This window comes from Candidatus Paracaedibacteraceae bacterium (assembly GCA_019636055.1).
GTDB lineage: Bacteria > Pseudomonadota > Alphaproteobacteria > Paracaedibacterales > Paracaedibacteraceae > Paracaedibacter.
Genome location: JAHBYH010000003.1, coordinates 323689 through 337560, shown reverse-complemented (window position 1 = coordinate 337560; position 13872 = coordinate 323689). Strand labels below are relative to the sequence as shown.

General features: G+C 41.5%; 17 protein-coding genes and 1 tRNA gene. 10 read left to right on the top strand and 8 right to left on the bottom strand.

Annotation, left to right across the window (positions count from 1 at the left end; genetic code table 11):
• The 5 genes from KF820_07280 to KF820_07260 form a co-directional block, all read left to right on the top strand.
• A partial coding sequence (locus tag KF820_07280) for a hypothetical protein (protein ID MBX3458140.1) occupies positions 1-371 on the top strand: 371 nt, incomplete at its 5' end.
• 87 nt (positions 372-458) lie between these two features.
• Complete coding sequence (gene pdhA, locus KF820_07275) at positions 459-1487, top strand: pyruvate dehydrogenase (acetyl-transferring) E1 component subunit alpha (protein MBX3458139.1); 1029 nt, start codon at positions 459-461, stop codon at positions 1485-1487.
• A 3-nt stretch (positions 1488-1490) separates the two neighbouring features.
• Positions 1491-2474, top strand: a complete 984-nt coding sequence (locus KF820_07270; GenBank protein MBX3458138.1) for a pyruvate dehydrogenase complex E1 component subunit beta — start codon at positions 1491-1493, stop codon at positions 2472-2474.
• A gap of 12 nt (positions 2475-2486) precedes the next feature.
• The gene (locus KF820_07265; protein MBX3458137.1) at positions 2487-3722 is read left to right on the top strand and encodes a pyruvate dehydrogenase complex dihydrolipoamide acetyltransferase; all 1236 of its coding nucleotides are present in this window, start codon (positions 2487-2489) and stop codon (positions 3720-3722) included.
• A gap of 113 nt (positions 3723-3835) precedes the next feature.
• Positions 3836-4858, top strand: a complete 1023-nt coding sequence (locus tag KF820_07260) for an aspartate-semialdehyde dehydrogenase (protein MBX3458136.1) — start codon at positions 3836-3838, stop codon at positions 4856-4858.
• 45 nt (positions 4859-4903) lie between these two features.
• On the opposite strand, the gene KF820_07255 is transcribed toward KF820_07260, so the two are convergent.
• The 5 genes from KF820_07255 to KF820_07235 form a co-directional block, all read right to left on the bottom strand.
• Positions 4904-5638, bottom strand: a complete 735-nt coding sequence (locus tag KF820_07255; protein MBX3458135.1) for a VacJ family lipoprotein — start codon at positions 5636-5638, stop codon at positions 4904-4906.
• A gap of 335 nt (positions 5639-5973) precedes the next feature.
• Positions 5974-7062, bottom strand: a complete 1089-nt coding sequence (locus KF820_07250; GenBank protein ID MBX3458134.1) for a ribose-phosphate pyrophosphokinase — start codon at positions 7060-7062, stop codon at positions 5974-5976.
• Between the two features lie 63 nt (positions 7063-7125).
• The gene (locus KF820_07245) at positions 7126-8076 is read right to left on the bottom strand and encodes a HipA domain-containing protein (GenBank protein MBX3458133.1); all 951 of its coding nucleotides are present in this window, start codon (positions 8074-8076) and stop codon (positions 7126-7128) included.
• Complete coding sequence (locus KF820_07240) at positions 8073-8387, bottom strand: HipA N-terminal domain-containing protein (GenBank protein ID MBX3458132.1); 315 nt, start codon at positions 8385-8387, stop codon at positions 8073-8075. Before KF820_07240 ends, KF820_07245 begins: the two co-directional genes overlap by 4 nt.
• Entirely contained in the window at positions 8368-8613 is a 246-nt protein-coding gene (locus tag KF820_07235; protein ID MBX3458131.1) for a helix-turn-helix transcriptional regulator, read from the bottom strand. The genes KF820_07240 and KF820_07235 overlap by 20 nt, the downstream gene beginning before the upstream one ends.
• A 244-nt stretch (positions 8614-8857) precedes the next feature.
• Between KF820_07235 and KF820_07230 the strand changes: the two genes are divergently transcribed.
• Positions 8858-9550, top strand: coding sequence for a hypothetical protein (locus KF820_07230; protein MBX3458130.1), 693 nt, complete (start codon positions 8858-8860; stop codon positions 9548-9550).
• 34 nt (positions 9551-9584) lie between these two features.
• Here KF820_07230 and KF820_07225 read toward each other — a convergent pair whose 3' ends face one another.
• The gene (locus tag KF820_07225; GenBank protein ID MBX3458129.1) at positions 9585-9947 is read right to left on the bottom strand and encodes a hypothetical protein; all 363 of its coding nucleotides are present in this window, start codon (positions 9945-9947) and stop codon (positions 9585-9587) included.
• 158 nt (positions 9948-10105) lie between these two features.
• Between KF820_07225 and KF820_07220 the strand changes: the two genes are divergently transcribed.
• Positions 10106-10324, top strand: coding sequence for a hypothetical protein (locus tag KF820_07220; GenBank protein ID MBX3458128.1), 219 nt, complete (start codon positions 10106-10108; stop codon positions 10322-10324).
• 4 nt (positions 10325-10328) lie between these two features.
• Here the strand turns inward: KF820_07220 and KF820_07215 are convergent, their stop codons facing one another.
• Positions 10329-11543, bottom strand: a complete 1215-nt coding sequence (locus KF820_07215) for a hypothetical protein (protein ID MBX3458127.1) — start codon at positions 11541-11543, stop codon at positions 10329-10331.
• Positions 11544-11707: 164 nt separating this feature from the next.
• On the opposite strand from KF820_07215, the gene KF820_07210 reads away from it, so the two are divergent.
• The 3 genes from KF820_07210 to KF820_07200 all read left to right on the top strand — a co-directional run bounded on the left by KF820_07210 (position 11708) and on the right by KF820_07200 (position 13398).
• Positions 11708-12487, top strand: a complete 780-nt coding sequence (locus KF820_07210) for an ABC transporter permease (GenBank protein ID MBX3458126.1) — start codon at positions 11708-11710, stop codon at positions 12485-12487.
• A gap of 8 nt (positions 12488-12495) precedes the next feature.
• Positions 12496-13251 carry an ATP-binding cassette domain-containing protein gene (locus KF820_07205; GenBank protein ID MBX3458125.1) on the top strand — a complete coding sequence of 252 codons (756 nt, stop codon included), beginning with the start codon at positions 12496-12498 and terminating at the stop codon, positions 13249-13251.
• A 72-nt stretch (positions 13252-13323) separates the two neighbouring features.
• A tRNA-Val gene (locus KF820_07200) sits at positions 13324-13398 on the top strand.
• Here the strand turns inward: KF820_07200 and KF820_07195 are convergent.
• A complete protein-coding gene (locus KF820_07195) occupies positions 13377-13832 on the bottom strand; it encodes a metallopeptidase family protein (protein ID MBX3458124.1) in 456 nt (151 codons plus the stop codon). The genes KF820_07200 and KF820_07195 overlap by 22 nt on opposite strands.
• Between the last annotated feature and the right edge of the window lie 40 nt (positions 13833-13872).

The following is a 13872-nucleotide window of genomic DNA, read 5'->3' as shown; positions in this document are numbered from 1 at the left end:
CATTTACAGGGATAAATTTTGATCATGCAAAAACTGATTTTCCTGGTGTGAAGTTGTTGGATGTAATTTGTGGTAAAACGTATACAAATTCTTATCTTGCAAGCCTTATATTTACGGAATTATATAATAAAATCGAAAGTTTGGAGCGCGAGAAATATGGTTACGAGTATAATGTATTGACTTTAAAGGTTTGTGCTGACCAATTTAAGACTAGATATTTTGAGGTTGCATCTGCTATGGGATTGAATTTTCATAATAATAATCTTATCAACGATCTTGTTCTAAGTAATCGAAAGTATATCAGCCCGACAATTGCTGTTATGCTTTATATGGTTCTTTTTCTATCTAATCCTGAAGTTTTTGCAAAATGATCCTGTTGCTTAACGGCGAATTAATTGCATCTTAACTTAATAAAGGGTATTTTAGATGTATAAGTTAATTTTAATGGGATGGACATAATGTCGAAAGCTCAGGAAAAGTCATTGCCACAATCTGGCAATCAGACTCTTGATCCAAAAAAATATTATAATAAGGAACAACTGGTCAAAGCCTATACTCAAATGTTGTTAATTCGTCGGTTCGAAGAAAAGGCTGCACAGCTCTATGGGATGGGGCTCATTGGCGGGTTCTGCCACCTTTATATTGGTCAGGAAGCCGTTGTCGTTGGTATTCAATCTGCTATGCAAAAGCAAGATACGGTTGTCACCAGTTATCGTGATCACGGACATATGTTAGCCTGTGATATGGATCCGCGCGGTGTCATGGCTGAGCTAACCGGTCGAGAAGGCGGGTACTCTCGAGGTAAAGGTGGCTCTATGCACATGTTTAGCCGTGAAAAGAACTTCTTTGGTGGCCATGGTATTGTTGGGGCGCAAATTCCGATTGGCGCAGGTATGGCATTTGCTCATCAGTATAATGATGACAAAGGCGTTTCGGTATCTTATATGGGGGATGGTGCTTGTAACCAAGGTCAGGTTTATGAAGCTTTTAACATGGCAGCCTTATGGAAATTACCTGCTGTTTTTGTGATCGAAGATAACCAATATGGTATGGGAACCTCAACGAAACGTGCATCTGCGTCTACAGAATTTTGGCGCCGCGGTGAACCATGGGATATTCCCGGACGTCAAGTTGATGGAATGAACTTGTTTGCTGTGCGTGAAGCGGCAGAGTGGGCATTAGATCATGCTCGTTCAGGAAAAGGCCCTGCCTTATTGCATGTAAAAACCTATCGTTACCGTGGTCATTCCATGTCGGATCCTGCAAAATATCGATCAAAAGATGAAGTTGAGCAAATGCGCAACGAACATGATCCGATCGATCAAATTCAGACCTACCTATTGAATAACAAAATAATGACAGAAGAATCGCTAAAGGCTCTGGAGAAAGAAGTCAAAGCACAAATTAATGATTCAGCAGAGTTTGCTCAGACATCGCCTGAGCCACAAGAATCAGAACTGTATACAGATGTATTGATTGAGGGGTAAGAAATGACACAAGTTTTAACCGTACGCGAAGCCCTTCGTGATGCTATGGCCGAAGAAATGCGCCGTGATGAAAAAGTCTTCCTGATGGGGGAAGAAGTTGCTGAGTATAACGGCGCTTATAAAGTTAGCCAAGGATTGCTTGATGAATTTGGCGCCAAACGGGTTGTTGATACACCAATTACGGAACATGGTTTTGCTGGACTTGCCGTCGGATCTGCCTTTTTGGGGTTGAAACCAATTGTTGAGTTCATGACCTTTAACTTTTCCATGCAAGCCATTGACCATATCATTAACTCTGCGGCTAAGACACTATATATGTCAGGTGGCCAGATGGGATGTCCCATTGTATTTCGTGGTCCGAATGGTGCGGCGGCACGTGTTGGCGCTCAGCATTCTCAATGCTACGCCAGTTGGTATGCTCATTGTCCGGGTTTAAAGGTTGTATCTCCGTATTCTGCAGCTGATGCAAAGGGATTATTAAAGTCTGCAATTCGCGATCCGAATCCTGTTGTGTTTTTAGAAAATGAATTGATGTATGGTCGTTCCTTTGAAATCCCAACAGAAGATGATTTTATTGTGCCAATTGGCAAGGCGAATGTGATTCGTGAAGGAAAAGACGTCACGATTACTGCGTTTTCCATTACAGTTGGGATGGCGTTGGATGCCGCTGAGATTTTAGCAGCAGAGGGTATTGATGCAGAAGTGATCGATCTTCGTACGATTCGCCCGCTTGATAAGGAAACAATTGTTCGATCAGTGATGAAGACGAATCGACTGGTGACAGTAGAAGAGGGCTGGCCTTTTGCGGGTGTTGGCGCCGAAGTATCGATGATGATTTGTGAAGAAGCATTTGATTATCTGGATGTTCAGCCACTTCGCGTTTGTGCAGAAGATGTTCCCTTGCCATACGCCGTAAATCTTGAGAAACTAGCCCTACCAAGTATAGAAAAAATTGTCAAAGCAGCCAAGGCCGCTTGTTATCGATAGAAAGAGACACCTATGCCAATTAAAATTTTGATGCCAGCTCTAAGTCCAACAATGACTGAAGGGAACCTTGTTCGTTGGTTAAAATCTGAAGGAGATATGGTAAAGCCGGGCCAAGTGATTGCCGAGATCGAAACCGATAAGGCTACCATGGAAGTGGAAGCTGTTGACGAGGGTAAACTTGTTAAAATCTATGTAGCAGAAGGGACAGAGGCTGTTAAGGTCAATACATTGATTGCGGCTATTCTTGAGGAAGACGAAGACGAATCTGCTTTGGCTGACCTTGGTGATGGTGCGATGAGTGCTGCACCTGTTGCGGCTGAACCAAAGGCAGAGGTTTCCTCAAATGTCGTGGATATGCCAAAGTCAGCACCTGCCCAATCAGGTGCGCGCGTTTTTGCAAGTCCGTTGGCTCGTCGGATTGCTGACCAAAACAATGTCAATATCGCATCTGTTACCGGTAGCGGCCCCCATGGTCGCGTCATTAAGACTGATGTTGAAGCCGCTATGGTTGGCGGTGGCGCACCTGCTCGCTCGGTTGTGGCTCAGCCTGCTGTTTATGGCGATGCAGACTATGTTGAAATGCCTTTGAATAATATGCGAAAAGTGATTGCAAAACGGTTGACGGAATCCAAACAAAATGTTCCGCATTTCTATCTGACAGTGGATTGTAACTTGGATGCGTTGCTTAAGCTGCGTTCTGATGTCAATGCCCGCCTAGAGGATGCTAAAATTTCTGTTAACGACTTTATCGTCCGTGCAACAGCTCTTGCTTTGATGAAGGTTCCGGCGTCAAATGCGTCTTGGCATGATACCCACATTCGTCAGTACCAAGGTGCCGATGTTTCTGTTGCTGTGGCGTTGGAAAGTGGTTTGGTGACACCTGTTGTACGTAGTGCTCACTTAAAATCGTTAAAGGAAATTTCTGCTGAAGTAAAATCCTTAGCCGAAAGAGCCCGTGCGGGTAAGTTGATGCCAGAGGATTATCAAGGGGGTTCCTTTACCATTTCAAACCTTGGAATGTATGGAATCAGTCAATTTGCGGCGATTATCAACCCGCCTCAAGCTTGTATTATGGCGGTTGGTGCGGGTGAACAACGGGCAATTGTTAAGGATGGGCAAGTGCAGGTGGCAACAGTTATGACATGTACGTTATCAGCTGACCATCGCGTGGTTGATGGGGCAATCGGTGCAGAATTCCTGAAAGCAGTCAAGGAGTTTATCGAGGATCCAATCCGCCTAATGATTTAGGGTTATTTCCATCTCTCCCCGTGCGGGAGGGGCTCCCTCCACTAAAGTAAAGCTTCGGCGCTATAAATAGGTCAAGGACTAGGTGAGGAGTACGAAGTTTAAGAGATATAATAATGAAAAACAAAAAAAACATCAAAATAGCCGTTGTTGGCGCAACCGGTAATGTGGGACGGACATTTCTGCAGATTCTGGCAGAGCAGGGATATCCTGCTGAGAACATTACTGCTGTAGCATCCAATCGATCAGCAAATCGCCCGGTATCTTACGGCGAGAATGATATCATTACCGTGCAATCCTTGGAGAAGTTTGATTTCACAGGGTATGACTATGCTTTGTTTTCTCCGGGAGGGGCTATTTCTGCGGAATATGCGCCAAAGGCCGCGGCACAAGGCTGTGTTGTGATTGATAATACATCTCATTTCCGCATGGATAAAGATATCCCTTTGGTCATCCCTGAAGTAAACTCCGGTGCTTTAAAAGATTATGCGAATCGTAACATTGTGGCTAATCCGAACTGTTCCACGATCCAAATGTTAATGGCATTAAAGCCATTGCACGATGCAGCTAAGATTAAGCGTGTCGTTGTCAGTACGTACCAATCTGTTTCCGGGGCGGGGCAAGAAGCAATGGACGAGTTAACTCAACAAACAAAAGGACTGTTCACAGGCTTGTCTGTGCCACCGACTTGTTTTTCTAAGCCAATTGCCTTTAACGTGATTCCACAAATTGATGTTTTTATGGAAGATGACTCAACAAAAGAAGAATGGAAGATGGTCGTTGAAACACAAAAGATTTTAGATCCATCTATTCAAGTAACTGCAACTTGTGTTCGTGTTCCTGTATATATCGGGCATTCTTTGTCTTTGAATATTGAATTTGAGCAAGAACTGTCTGCGGATAAAGCTCGTCAATTGCTGCGTCAATTCAAAGGAATCACTGTGATGGACAACCCTGATGATTTGTCTTACGCAACGCCATTAGATGGAGCAGGGGAAGATGATGTTCTGATCAGTCGTATCCGAAAAGATCCAACGGTTCCGCATGGGTTAAATATGTGGGTTGTTGCAGATAACGTTCGTAAGGGAGCTGCGCTCAACGCGATCCAGATTATGGAAGCTCTAACAGTCATTCGGTAAAAAGTTTAAATTAAATGAAAAAGGAGGCTTAAAGCCTCCCTCTTTTTATTCCTTGTTCTTAAGTTTTTTTATGCGGTAATCCTGATTTTGGAAGTATGCACTACGGAATGTCGCATAAGGATCTGCAGAGTTGGCAACCACATCATCAACTGTTTCAAGAACTAAGTTACGTTGGTGGATGGCATCGACGCCACTGACTGCCATTGGAACCCAAGAGTCGCCATGATGGCTGTCGCCGTTAAAGTAGTAATTATAAGGCTGCATAAAGTAATCGCCACCCATGCCGGCAACGCCACGAAAGCTACAAGGGCCAATAACCGGGATGATCAGGTACGGACCAGAATTTACGCCCCAGACACCAAGCGTTTCGCTAAATGATGTTTCTTCGCCGGGAAGACCAAGTTCGGTTGCTGCATCAAAAAAGCCAAGGATACCGAGAGTTGTATTAATGAAAAAGCGACCAAGAGATGTAAAGGCGCGGCTTGGCTCACCTTGCAAAAGATGGTTCGTAAAGGTAATCGGCGACTTTAGGTTACGGATCACATTGCCAACCCCATCGCGTACAGGTTCAGGAAGACCTAAACGATAGGCAATGGCAAGGGGCTTAATAATGACACCGTCGATAACACCGTTAACGGCATAAATTACACGGTTAAAGGGTTCAAGTGGGTCATTTACTTGGACAACTTCTGTGCTATCTGATTGGTCATTTGTTGAGCTTTCTGCGTAGACTGGAAGACTTAACACACTAGTCAACAGTAAAATTTTGATATTTTTCATTTCGAAACCCTAAAATTATAGTATTAATTTATTTTGTATCGGTTTGAGCCGTTAATTGCAAGCAGATTGTACTCAATAAGACGATTATAGTCATTCTATTTGAGCTTGAAAGTTCGTCTCATCCTCGCTCGTTTGATTGTTTATTGTACATGATGTTGCTTCTTATTCCTGCTTCCAAACCCAGCTTGAACAGCTATAACGGTTAGGCGGAATGATTTTAGAAAACCCCTGGTCATTAATATAATCCATATTGAAACTAAAATGCAGGAGAGTGGCATAAGGTATTTAATCATTGAATAATTAAGAGTCCCAGTTATAACTGGAACCTCATTATACTATTGTTTAGGTTGAAAGACAACGGAAACGGAGTCGCCGTTTTTAACACGGCGAATAACTTCTGCAATCATTGGTGCAACAGAAAGTTGTATAAGATTTTTTGGGACTGCTTCTCGCAATGGAATAGTATCTGTCGTAATGACTTTATCAAACTGAGACCCCGCAATCAGCTCAACCGCGTTTCCGGAAAATACAGGGTGTGTAATACAGGCATAGACGCGTTTTGCTCCGAATCTCTTGAGTTCTTCGGCTGCTTTGACAAGTGTTCCACCAGTATCACACATGTCGTCAATAATAATTGCATCCTTGTCTTTCACGTCACCGACAAGATTGGCCTGCCCCACAACGCCGGCTTCTTTCCGTTGCTTAATAATCATAGCAAGGTCAGATTGTACACCGTTTTTATCCAGCTGATCCCGAAAAAGTTTAGCACGTTCAACCCCGCCGGCATCAGGTGAGACAATAACGGGGTTTTCCAGTTTTAAACCGGCAACATAGGGGGCAAATATAATGGATCCAGCAAGGTTGTCGACGGGAATATCTCTAAAGAATCCTTGGATTTGACCCGCATGTAAGTCAACAGCAATAATTCGAGATGCCCCGGCATCTTCGAGGATCATTGCAATGTCAGAGGCTGAGATTGGAACGCGCGAATGGGTTTTTCGATCTTGGCGGGCGTATCCAAAATAAGGGATTACAACATTGATTTTAGACGCAGAGGCACGCTTTGCTGCGCGAATCATCAGAATCAGTTCCATCAAATGATCATTAATGGATCCATCTTGAGTGGTACAGGTTGGCTGGACGATGAAGATCTCTCGATTGCGAATGTTTTGATTGATTTGGATGCTGACTTCTTTGTCATTAAAGCGTTTAACAGTGGCGGGCGTCATCTCTACGCCGAGTTCTTTGGCAATATCATCTGCCAGATCTTTATTGGCATTGCCTGTTATAATGTAAAAGGGTTTTTCTTGCAGATCATGTTTAGCCTCTAATTTTACATGAACCGGCTTGTGTGGGGTTTCAGCTTGAACAATTGTGCAGGTGATCAAGGCATAGCTAAGACTTAACAATTTTACCAAACGCATCTATGTTTCCTTTTGTCATCACAACGAGACAATTCTCAGTTGCAAGGAAAGAATGCCATGATTTTAGAAAAATACAAGGCTTCTATTTTTCAAAAGGTTTTGGTATTCTGATATAAATTCTTGAGGCAGAAAACTGTTTGATATCAGGGTGTTCCAGCTCTCTCGTTGTCTGTAAAAATCATTAAGGATCATTGTTGCTATATTCGAATTTAGTCCCAGTCGATTGAGCGCAAAATAGTCCAAGAAATCAGATTTGTTTAATTTGTTTTTTTTACCGTTTAAGGGAAGAGCGATTTCTTCAGAGGTTTGTTTTCCCATGGCAATTGTTGTGTTTAATAAGTCATAGCAGGGTGATAGACTTGTCTGCCCATCAATCGTAATGATTGAATAGTTTTTTAGATGCATATCTTCGTTTCCGACAAGATAATTAAACACCGTTAATTTAAATAGTTTTTCTTTTTCAAGTGCGGGAAACGTACAAAATTGATCAATGATTTTTACAACTTTTTCCATAGTGCTGTTGTATTTTGTATGACGTGTTGCCCCAGATAACTGAGCAAAGTCTTCAACTGGTAATTTGTTTTTAAACGGAGACTTTAAGTTTGGCCGATCAAAGCGGCGAATAAAATAACTCCATGACCCATCCTTGCAACGCAATAAGCCATGTAAAGGGACGTTAAGTCCAATAGTACGGGCCAAACGCATGGTTAAGTCTTCATTTTCCGGTAGATGGGGCCACATATAATTTTGTGGCTTTATGATAAAAGTGCCACCACGGTCAGTTATCTTAAATGTATGGTTGTGAATGTCTAGACTTGCACTGAGTTTTGGTTGTACCCCCTGAATAGACATTTTTGCAGCAATTGTACGAGCTTGCATGATTTGTTCTTCCTGAGAGTAAGGGAAATCTTCAAGTGTCGTTAGGTTGCGGGAGAGTAGCGACAGACCTTTTTTGCTGTAGATTGCTTCATCAGAATTCAGCTGTGCATATGTAATAGGGCAACGTTTAGTCATGATGCAATCTCGCTCACTGTTACGGCACCGACAAGGTCTTCACCAACGGCAGCTAATTGAGACATACAATCGTATTGATCAATTTTCTTTTGACGAAGAAGAGCGTCCAGTTGCATACCTTCCGGTAATAAACCATCGAAAAACGGAGGGAATGTATCAAATTCATAAGGTTCAGGTCGTACGGGCAGGGTTAATGAAATCCCTGATCCGGTGTATTCCGGAAGGTACGTCAGTCGGTAGTGAACAAGTTTGTTGAGTTCTTCTAAGATGGCGCATGGTGTGTTTTGAAAATTAATTAGAAGTTTTTTCATCATCGTTTGCCAGTAGGTGGTGATTAATATAAAGGCCAATATTCAAAAATTCTAAGACCTTTAATAGGGTATCAAGTTTGATTGTTGACTTTCCGTTTTCAATAGCTTGAATAGCTGTGCGGCTAAGCCCGCAACGAATCGCGAGGTCTGTTTGGCTGAGTTTAGACTTCTTGCGTAAATCTGCGATGTGTTTTGCAAATTGATTTGCCGAGGAAATACGGTTCATTTGATTTCTATAGAACTCAATTAGGGGGCTATAATTTAATAATGCCATAAAAAACATTAAGAACAAGTAAAAATGATTTTTGTAGGTATCATTATTTATGTTTTTTATGACTAACGGTTCAATTTTACCGTTAGTGATTTCTGGGGAAATCAAATGACAAAAAGATTGACAGCAAGTGCACAATAAGCGATTCTAACTCATGAGGGATTTTAATATATTTTTAATAAAATGGGCGGAGGATGTCATGATGGTCTCAGGTCTAAATAACAAAATTGTAACAGCTTTTACGTGCTTGGCTATGGCAACAGGGGCGCAAGCTTTTGGTGGCGTTTATGCAGGTGCAGACGTCGGTTTGGGATATGATTCATCCGAACACAGTTATGCTGATTTGACCGGAAAAGGCAAAAAGAATGAAACAGCCTTTGGTGCTGTTTATGGTGGTCATATTGGCTATTTGTATGAGATTGGGACATCTAAGACCATTGTTGGTGCGGAAATCTATGGTAACTTATCGTCCATGAATCCAAGCTATCAATTTGGTGTCGATGGATTAGCTGTACAAGGTGAGGTTAAAATCCAACGGACTAATGCTGTTGGGCTAGGGCTCGTTATCGGAAAGATGTTTAATATTAAGACCATGGTCTATGGTAAAATGGCATACGAACGTGCCACATTTAAGCACGAGTATAAGTTTAGGACAACGTCTTACATCCCTCAATATGCCGGAAAAACAGTGCGTAAAAACGTTTCGATTATGGCACCGGTCATTGGTTTAGGTTTGGCTTATAAGCCAACACGCATGATAATTGTTGGTGGTGAGTACCAGTTTGCAGGGATGTATCCTAAAAAGAAAGTCTTTAATGAAGCCAATATCGTGACGGAAACAGCACCGGTTGAGCATCGCCTAATGTTGCGTGTATCTTTTACCTTTGGTTAGAATGCTTGTCGCAAGTAGTTAAAAAGCAGTGTTTTCACTGCTTTTTTTGTGTGGGACAGTCTTTATTTTGATTTGCTAATAGCCGCTCAATTTTCTGTTGAATAAGGTTTTTTATCAGTAAAAATTTTTTGTTTTCTTGTAAACTATCATGCAATTGTTGTCCATGTTCGATTATATCTTTGTCGTTCGCCCAGTCCGGGAGCGATAAAAAACGCTCAATGCCTGATTCTTGTTGCTCTGATAACCCTGTGTTGAACAAATTTGAAATTGTGAGTCGAGGGAACTGTGATGCTTCTACCCAGTCCCCCAAAATATCAACCTCTTGATCTAAATTATCTTGCGCATCTGTTATCGTGGTTATACTACAGAATGCTAAGGTCGAAATAAGGCGTTGCATGGTTGACTTTCTCAGTTGATTTTTGGTGATTGTATCTGAAATATGATTTTTTCGAAAGTATTTAAGGATTGTTTTGAAAAAATACCAGAAGATATCTATATCTTGATGTTTATCTGAAAAAACACTATAAATAACAAAAATTCTAATATTGTTGAGTCATGGTTCATATTTTATATTTCATGTTGTTTTGGTTATTTTGCGTTGCCCAAGCGCAAGATCATCAAGACCAAGGTACCCCCTCTGGTAAAGATCCGTGTGAGATTACTGAGGAACCTTATATCAATTCACCACCATGTCAAGAAGCTTTAGATGCCTTAGAGGATTATAAAAAGCAACAGAGAAGGCAAGCTCGACGAGAAAAATGTGAGATCCTGTAGTCATTTAACCTTCTGCTGATTTTGCAAAGATTAAAACCAACAGCATCAATATACTAATACAAGCAAAAATAACTTGCTGAGCTGTGTTCTTAGACTTTGAGTGCCTTGATATAACCAAAGCTTCTACGGCTTGCAGCATGTAATACAGAGCAAATGCACGTGACGCTAACGTTATAATTTGAAAGATATTGGCTGACCAAATCAGAATGATCGCACACGTTGTGACAAGGGCATAACTTTGGTGAAGTGTTAATCTTGATTGAGTGGCCTCGGACAATAAACCGCCACAGCCAATAGTATCAGCCACAGCTGAGCTGAATTGACTAAAGACAGCGCCAAAAACTAAGATAATAGGAAATAAGACGGAAACTTCTTTCACGATATTGATGATTTCGGTCTCACTCACCTCGTGATGTTCTTTCATAAGGAACATGGATAAAGACACGAAAATGAAATAGATGAGGGCTGAAATAATCTGAGCACGTTTCATTGTTTTGACACGTGTTTCAGGGGAGTATTTGCTTCCTAGATATCGTGATGTTTCGAATCCTTGGACAATTAAAAGAATTCCGCAAAGTTTTTGAAACGTCTCAAAATTCCACTGGATAGCATTTCCGGAATTTTGCAATGTAAAATTTAATGCTTTCCAGTCGTAAATAAAGATACCGACACAAAAGGCAACAATGATAGCAATCTTAGAATTTACTGATGCGAGTTCTAGGTTTTCAAGGTGATCGAGTCCTTTGATATACCCAGAAATCCCTATGAATGCCAGCACAGAACTGGATAGGATATCCGCATAAAAGCTTTCATCAATATCCATCAGTTTTAAAACAAAAGCTGCAAGTAAACGAATATAAAACGCAACAGATATTAAATAGGCTAATCCCAGACTGAAATACGAGGCATGACTGAGTTTACTGATAATAGGCGGAGCTGTACCTTGTTCAACGAGCGGCTCAACCATTAGAATATTATGTCGGATGGCATCCCCAATAAAATAGGCGATCGTTACCGTTCCAACCAGAACGAGAGGCGACCAAATACCAACAAACATCCATAACAAAGGAGCAATGATTAAAAAACCGCTGCCAATAATAGAAGCCAGAGGCGTTACTGTAGCCCGCCAGCTTTCAGAATTTCTGACCTGATGGGAGAACAAAAAGCCCATCATGATTATCATTGTGGCAAGGGTGGTGATATCTATAAAATAAGTCATATTACTGTGATGTGATGTTTATTTTTAAGTGTACAAGATTTAAGGCGCGTTCAAAATCCAAACTGTAAGAGTTAACGCATAACAGGAGGGAATGGAATTTATAGACAAAAACATGTAAGTTGGCTAGATTTATAGTAAGTACATTATATGTGACTAAATCTTTCATGATCCTCGAATTTTTTGCATCTGTTGGTCGAGTTTTTATTAGTTTCCTGTTATCCGCGGGACGGCTTGGATTATTCTTAACTGAATCTGTCTTGCGTTTATTTCAGCGACCAACCTATTTCCGCCAAATCCTAGAGCAATTTTTGCATATTGGCTATTTCTCGTTACCTGTTGTTGGCTTGACAGCATTATCATCGGGTATGGTTTTGGCTTTGCAAAGTTATACAGGATTCTCACGGTTTTCAGCCGAAGGCGCAGTAGCAACAGTCGTGGTTTTGTCAATTACGCGTGAACTAGGTCCCGTGATGGCTGGATTGATGGTTGCAGGCCGGATGGGGGCATCCATGGCTGCAGAGATCGCCACCATGCGGGTGACAGAACAAATTGATGCGCTGACAACTCTCTCAACAAATCCGATCAAATACCTCGTTACACCACGGGTGCTCGCAGGATTTTTAATGTTACCATTGCTTGTTCTTGTTGCAGATGTATTAGGTGTTTTTGGGGGATATATTGTGGGGGTGTATCAACTTGAATTTAATGCCAGTACCTACTTGCAGCAAACAATCAAATACCTTGAGTATAAGGATGTTATGTCTGGTTTGATTAAGGCTTCGGCTTTTGGTGTCATTATTACGCTGATGGGGTGTTATCATGGGTATTACTCGAATCGTGGGGCGGAGGGGGTAGGACGCGCCACTACCAATGCAGTCGTGTCAGCCAGTGTATTGATCTTGTTTATGAATTATGCTCTGACCGCGCTTTTATTTGATAAATAGGATTTGCTATGACAAAAATACAAATACGCAACCTTAAAAAAGCTTTCGGTTCAAAAGTTGTTTTGGATGGAATTGACTTAGATATTAATGCAGGTGAATCCTTTGTCGTGATTGGTGGTTCTGGTACAGGAAAATCTGTTTTGATAAAATGTATTCTGGGGTTATTGTCACCCGATTCCGGGGAAATCTTGATTGATGGTGAAGATGTTACTCATGTGCCAGCAAAAAAACGGGCTGAAGTAATGTCAAAGTTTGGCATGCTATTCCAAGGTGGAGCTTTATTTGATAGTCTTCCTGTTTGGCGAAATATTGCGTTTGGTTTAATCAACAATAAAGGACTAAAGCTTGCCGATGCAAAGAAGGTTGCTTTAGAAAAATTAAAAGAGGTTGACTTAACAGAATCATCTGCTGATGTTTATCCGGCAGAATTATCGGGGGGAATGCAAAAGCGTGTGGCTCTGGCACGGGCAATTGCAACGAATCCTGAGATTATCTTTTTTGATGAACCAACGACAGGGCTGGACCCAATTATCAGCGGAACGATCAATAATTTAATCTTAAGAAATGTTCGTCAGTTGGGTGCAACTGCTCTGACGATTACTCACGACTTGAATTCTTTGCGTCATATTGGCGATCGGGTAGGGTTATTGTTCAAGGGTAAGTTTATTTGGACCGGAACCGTCGAAGAGATGGACAAAACTGATAATCCCTATGTCCGTCAATTTGTTGGTGGTTTACCTGAGGGGCCATTTACAAACACTTGATAATTTTCTGCGAAACCGTGTAAATTTATCTTGAAATCGACGTTCAGGATATGTCATAAATAACACATCTTTGGTCGCATAGCTCAGCGGTAGAGCACTACGTTGACATCGTAGGGGTCACAGGTTCAATCCCTGTTGCGACCACCATCTTCAAAACAATTTATCCAATCCGTATCATTATCTGAGTAACCAAAGTGATGACCAATCTCGTGGATCATGACGTGGTGGACAATTTCTTCGATTTTTTCGCTGTTTTCACTAGCATATTTAATTAATGGGCAGCGATATAAATAGATTATATCGGGAAGGTTGCTGGAATTGGGCGTAGCTTTGAGGGGTAAGGGAACGCCACGATAAAGGCCAAGCAAATCGTATTTATCATTAAGGCGTAGGTTTTTGATCGTATCATCATCTGCGAAATTTTCAATGCGAACCAATAGGTTTTTGACGAATGGCTTAAACTTCTCTGGCAGGGAGGATAGTGTTTTGTAGGCCAATGTATAGAGGTCGGCCAAATCAGGCATCTCAGCCATTGTATTTCGCCCACCAACAACTCTTAGTTTTGTTTTCTTGCCAGTCATCTGGCTCTCCCTCTTGAATTTGTTTAAAAAACAGTGCAAT

What these genes read in the sequence shown, in the direction of transcription:
- pdhA (MBX3458139.1), top strand. Translation starts at nt 459, where the DNA reads ATGTCGAAAGCTCAGGAAAAGTCATTGCCACAATCTGGCAATCAGACT.
- KF820_07270 (MBX3458138.1), top strand. Translation starts at nt 1,491, where the DNA reads ATGACACAAGTTTTAACCGTACGCGAAGCCCTTCGTGATGCTATGGCC.
- KF820_07265 (MBX3458137.1), top strand. Translation starts at nt 2,487, where the DNA reads ATGCCAATTAAAATTTTGATGCCAGCTCTAAGTCCAACAATGACTGAA.
- KF820_07260 (MBX3458136.1), top strand. Translation starts at nt 3,836, where the DNA reads ATGAAAAACAAAAAAAACATCAAAATAGCCGTTGTTGGCGCAACCGGT.
- KF820_07255 (MBX3458135.1), bottom strand. Translation starts at nt 5,638, where the DNA reads ATGAAAAATATCAAAATTTTACTGTTGACTAGTGTGTTAAGTCTTCCA.
- KF820_07250 (MBX3458134.1), bottom strand. Translation starts at nt 7,062, where the DNA reads ATGCGTTTGGTAAAATTGTTAAGTCTTAGCTATGCCTTGATCACCTGC.
- KF820_07245 (MBX3458133.1), bottom strand. Translation starts at nt 8,076, where the DNA reads ATGACTAAACGTTGCCCTATTACATATGCACAGCTGAATTCTGATGAA.
- KF820_07240 (MBX3458132.1), bottom strand. Translation starts at nt 8,387, where the DNA reads ATGAAAAAACTTCTAATTAATTTTCAAAACACACCATGCGCCATCTTA.
- KF820_07235 (MBX3458131.1), bottom strand. Translation starts at nt 8,613, where the DNA reads ATGAACCGTATTTCCTCGGCAAATCAATTTGCAAAACACATCGCAGAT.
- KF820_07230 (MBX3458130.1), top strand. Translation starts at nt 8,858, where the DNA reads ATGATGGTCTCAGGTCTAAATAACAAAATTGTAACAGCTTTTACGTGC.
- KF820_07225 (MBX3458129.1), bottom strand. Translation starts at nt 9,947, where the DNA reads ATGCAACGCCTTATTTCGACCTTAGCATTCTGTAGTATAACCACGATA.
- KF820_07220 (MBX3458128.1), top strand. Translation starts at nt 10,106, where the DNA reads ATGGTTCATATTTTATATTTCATGTTGTTTTGGTTATTTTGCGTTGCC.
- KF820_07215 (MBX3458127.1), bottom strand. Translation starts at nt 11,543, where the DNA reads ATGACTTATTTTATAGATATCACCACCCTTGCCACAATGATAATCATG.
- KF820_07210 (MBX3458126.1), top strand. Translation starts at nt 11,708, where the DNA reads ATGATCCTCGAATTTTTTGCATCTGTTGGTCGAGTTTTTATTAGTTTC.
- KF820_07205 (MBX3458125.1), top strand. Translation starts at nt 12,496, where the DNA reads ATGACAAAAATACAAATACGCAACCTTAAAAAAGCTTTCGGTTCAAAA.
- KF820_07195 (MBX3458124.1), bottom strand. Translation starts at nt 13,832, where the DNA reads ATGACTGGCAAGAAAACAAAACTAAGAGTTGTTGGTGGGCGAAATACA.